Origin of the sequence: Clostridium sp. MCC353, assembly GCF_018785315.1 — a bacterium.
Lineage (GTDB): Bacteria > Bacillota > Clostridia > Lachnospirales > Lachnospiraceae > CHH4-2.
On record NZ_WQPN01000112.1, the window covers coordinates 1 to 356 of the forward strand.

The 356-nt window shown below is 43.0% G+C and carries 1 protein-coding gene; it reads right to left on the reverse strand.

Features of this window, described 5'->3' with window-relative positions; genetic code table 11:
* Positions 1 to 281 (reverse strand): rubredoxin-like domain-containing protein (locus GPL15_RS19360; protein WP_346345006.1); only part of this gene is annotated, 281 nt, incomplete at its 3' end.
* Positions 282 to 356: the final 75 nt, after the last annotated feature.

Here is a 356-nt window from a genome sequence, read left to right on the forward strand (position 1 = left end):
TAGTATAAGCCGATTTCAGGATATCCTTCTCTGTGGGCAACTCTTGCCATAGCCAGATACATGCCGACTTCGGAACACTCGCCTTCAAAGTTTGCTCTTAAATCCATCATGATATCTTCGCTGGCGCCCTGCGCAACACCGATCACATGTTCAGCAGCCCAGGTCAGTTCGCCTTTCTGCTCTTCAAACTTGGAAGCGGGAACTTTACAAACCGGGCAGAACTCCGGCGCTGTGTCTCCCTCGTGAACATATCCGCATACTGTACAAACCCATTTCTTCATAATTCGTTTCTCCTTTTCTTCTATATGATGTTTTGATTTATTAATAATAGTAATTGTTACTGATATTAATATAAA